Source organism: Streptomyces hainanensis (assembly GCF_004348415.1).
GTDB lineage: Bacteria > Actinomycetota > Actinomycetes > Streptomycetales > Streptomycetaceae > Streptomyces > Streptomyces hainanensis.
Map to the genome: position 1 here is coordinate 1 of NZ_SMKI01000634.1, position 3541 is coordinate 3541.

The following is a 3541-nucleotide window of genomic DNA, read 5'->3' on the forward strand; positions in this document are numbered from 1 at the left end:
GGCCCCGGCCCCGGCCCCGTACAACGGCCAGGCGGCGCCGGCCGTGAAGGCCGCCGCGATCAGCGCCACCGTCACCACCAGCAACGCCACGTCCCGCCCCCCGACGCGCAGGTGCGCCAGCCGGATGCGCCGGCCGTCGGGGTGCTCCATCGCGTAGGTGAAGCCCCGGGTCTCCAGCGCCTCCACGGTGGTCCTGGTGCGCTTGGCGGTGTTCAGCATCATCGGGTAGAACGCCGCGACCACCGTGGACGCCGTGCGCGCCACCAGCCGCCAGCCGAGGAAGCCCTTGGCCGTGAGCGGCGCCGAGCGCAGCCGGTGTCCGTCGATGATGGTGTGGAACTCCTCCATCAGGATCGGCAGCATCCGGTAGCCGTAGCTCACCCCGAAGCTGACCATCGCCGGCGCGTGCAGGCTCAGCAGCGCGTCCGACAGCTTCTCCGGGTCGAGCGAGACGAACGCCGCCATGCTCGCCAGGCTGATGGTGCCCAGCTTCAGGGTGAGTTCGGCCAGCGCCAGCGCCGTGGAGACCCCGCCGCCGAACATCCAGGCCGCCAGCAGCAGATAGCCGCTCTCCATCACGAAGCCGAGCACGAACAGGCCGAGCACCAGCGGCCCGACCCGGCTGAGCACCACCGAGACCGCGGTGATGAGGAAGAGCCCGCCCAGCACCGTCAGGTTGTGGGTGAACCACGGCACCACCGCGAAGATCAGGTACCAGCCGATCACGCACCGCGGATCCATCCGGGCCAGCAGACCGCCCCGGGTGGCGTAGGCGGTGCGCACCAACTCCAGCTTCACCCACTCCACGGACAGCCGGTCGCGTTCCTTACGCGCCATCGAGCGCTCCCTCCTGGATGGTGACGAGCCGGGCCAGCAGCTCCGGCACGGACAGCGGCGGCGGCACCAGGCCGAGCTCGGCGCCGAGTTGGGTGATCTGCGGCGGCACCAGGCCGACGCGGGCCAGCAGCGCCTGGTCGGCGAAGAGCGCGGCCGGCTCGGTGTCGGCGACCAGTCGGCCGCCGTCCAGCACCAGCACCCGGTCGGCCCACTCGGCGACCAGGTGCATGTCGTGGGTGGCCACCACCGCGCACCGCACGCTGTCGGCCAGCTCGTCCAGCATCCCGATCACCGCGTCCCTGCTGCCCACGTCCAGGCTGGAGGTGGGCTCGTCGAGCAGCAGCAGCGCGGGCCTGGTCGCCAGGCCGATGGCCAGCGTGGCCCGGCGCTGCTGGCCGCCCGAGAGCATCCGGCCGTCCCGCTCGGCGAGGCCGTCGAGCCGGGTGCGGCGCAGCACCGTCTCCACCAGCTCGGCCGCGTCCGGCGCCTTCCGCCCGGTGGGGAACATCGCCACGTCCTCGCGCACGCTGTCCTTGAGGAACATCTGCTCGGGGCGCTGGTAGAGGTAGCAGACCCGGTCGGCGAGTTGGGCCGGGCCGGTGTCCCGGGTGTCGACGCCGCCCACCAGCACAGTGCCGGAGCGCGGCACCCGGATCCCGGTCAGCAGCCGCAGCAGCGTGGACTTGCCCGCGCCGTTGCCGCCGACCAGCGCGATCCGCTCACCGTCGCGCAGCGCCACGCTCACGCCGTCCAGCACCGTCGACCGCTCGCCGCGCACCTGGCGGTAGCCGTGGCAGACGTCCCGCAGCTCGGCGACCACGCCGGCCGCGGGCGTCCGTTCGACCGCCGGCGTCCGCCCGACCGCCGTCGTCCGGTCGGCCACCGGCGTCCGGTCGGCCACCGGCTCGGGGGCCGGGCGGCCCTCGCCGGTCGACGCCCGCAGCAGCCCGGCCGCCTCGCCCACGGTCAGCGGCACCGGCGACGCCGGATCCACCGCCCGCACCGCCCGGATGATCCCCGGCGCCGGGATGCCGTGCGCGGCCAGCTCGTCGGCCCGGCCCAGCGCCTCGCGGGTCGGCAGGTGCCACACCGGCGCCCCGTCGGCCATCAGGACCACCGAGCGGGCGTAGCGGGCGACGTACTCGGCGTGGTGCTCGATCACCACCACGGTGGTGCCGAGTTCGGCGTTGAGCTGGGCGAGCCGCTCGTAGATCTCGCCGGCGCGGGCCGGGTCGAGCTCGGCCACCGGCTCGTCCACCACCACGATCCCGGGGCGCAGCGCCAACACCGCGGCCAGCGCCACCAGATGCTGCTGGCCGCCGGAGAGCTGCCAGACGAAACGGTCGGCCAGGTGCTGGACGCCGAGCAGCGCCATGGCCTCCTCGGTGCGTTCCCGGTGGTCGGGCTGGCCGAAGTTGATCGGGCCGAACGAGATCTCGTCGCGCACCGTGGGGCGCACCAGCTGGTTGCCGAAGTCCTGGTAGACGTAGCCGACCCGGTGCGAGAGCGCCGCCACCGACAGGTCCCTGGTGTCCTGGCCCAGGACGTGCACCGAGCCCTCGTAGGCGCCCGACCAGTAGTGCGGCACCAGGCCGTTGAAGGTCTTGCAGAGCGTCGTCTTGCCCGAGCCGTTGCCGCCGACGACGGCGACGAAGTCGCCCCGCTCGACGCGCAGGTCGACCCCGCGCAGGCTCTCCGCCGTGGCTCCCGGGTAACGGAACGACAGGCCCGCGACCTCGATCGCGGGCCCCTCGCTCGCCGGGTCTCCCGTCATCGGGCGGTCTCCTGGGCGGTCCGCGCCCGCCGCGACCCGACCAGGGCGCGGGCCGCGACCCACACCCCGACCAGCACGATCAGCGCGGCTGCCACCCCGATCCACAGGAACCGCTGCCCGTACTCGTCGACGAAACCGGGCTCCCAGACACCGAAGTTGTCCACGATCTCGCCGAGGAAGGCGGCGATCATCGCGACGAAGGAGAGGAAGACCGCGAGCAGCAGGAAGACCGCGCCACCGCGCTGCGCCAGCGGGATCGGCCGGGCGGGGTCGCGGGGCTCCAGGCCCAGCAGCGGCTCGATCTTCCCGTGGAGCCGCGGGGCGAGGATCCCGGCGGGCAGCGCGCCGAAGAGCACGCCGCTGATCAGCAGGTCGGTGGAGAAGCCGATCCCCTCCAGGAGCAGGATCGACTGCGGCAGGCCCTCCACGTACTCGGCGTCGGCCACGCCGACCCAGACCTTCCCCAGGTCCACGACGGCCGAGAGCATCTTGTCGACGGCGACGGTGACGACGGCGGCGAGGAAGATCTGCGGCCGGCGGCGCGGGTCGCGGACCAGGCAGCCGCCTATGTAGAGGCCGAGGAACATCTGGAGGTAGCCCTCCAGCTCGCCGATCCCGGAGAAGTCGCCCATCAGCAGGTCGACGAAGACGATCTCGCCGAGCGGCGCGCCGAGCGCGGCAGGCAGCGGGTTGAAGAGCGCGACCATCACGACGGGCACGAACGCGAGGTAGGAGACGGAGAGTTCGACCGGGCCGATGGCTATCTCCGGCAGCACCTCGGTGACGATGTTGGCGAGGCCGAACAGCGTCATGGAGAGGACGAAGACCATCAGGTTCTGGCTGGAGGTCACCTCGCCGGGGCGATATCTGCGACGGGGGGCGGGCGCGGTGAGCTGAGCGGGGGGCTCGGACATGGGACTGCCTTTCGCT

The 3541-nt window shown here is 73.0% G+C and carries 3 protein-coding genes; all 3 read right to left on the minus strand.

The window, feature by feature from the left end:
• Positions 1 to 837 (minus strand): energy-coupling factor transporter transmembrane component T family protein (locus E1283_RS33890; RefSeq protein ID WP_132822004.1); only part of this gene is annotated, 837 nt, incomplete at its 3' end.
• Positions 827 to 2611, minus strand: a complete 1785-nt coding sequence (locus E1283_RS33895) for an ABC transporter ATP-binding protein (RefSeq protein WP_132822005.1) — start codon at positions 2609 to 2611, stop codon at positions 827 to 829. The genes E1283_RS33895 and E1283_RS33890, both read right to left, overlap by 11 nt.
• A partial coding sequence (locus tag E1283_RS33900) for a DUF8171 family membrane protein (protein WP_207930641.1) occupies positions 2608 to 3541 on the minus strand: 934 nt, incomplete at its 5' end. The genes E1283_RS33895 and E1283_RS33900, both read right to left, overlap by 4 nt.